Below are 222 nucleotides of genomic sequence, written 5' to 3' on the forward strand. Positions count from 1 at the left end.
GTAGCACCGGTAGCACCCGCAGGTCCTTGAGCGCCTGTATTGCCGGTAGCGCCTGTGTTACCTTGAGGCCCCTGAGGTCCAGTAGCGCCGGTAGCACCCGCAGGTCCTTGAGCGCCTGTATTGCCGGTAGCGCCTGTGTTACCTTGAGGTCCCTGAGGTCCAGTAGGTCCGGTAGGTCCTTGAATGAACGAAGCAGAATTAACTAGAGCAGTTTGTAATGCT

1 protein-coding gene is annotated in these 222 nt (G+C 57.7%); it reads right to left on the reverse strand.

Features of this window, described 5'->3' with window-relative positions:
• Window positions 1-222, reverse strand: a 222-nt coding sequence (locus tag MR167_RS32620) for a collagen-like triple helix repeat-containing protein (RefSeq protein WP_242316328.1), incomplete at both ends; no start/stop codon positions are given.

This window comes from Bacillus cereus group sp. BfR-BA-01355, assembly GCF_022663675.1.
Taxonomy (GTDB): Bacteria; Bacillota; Bacilli; order Bacillales; family Bacillaceae_G; genus Bacillus_A; species Bacillus_A thuringiensis_S.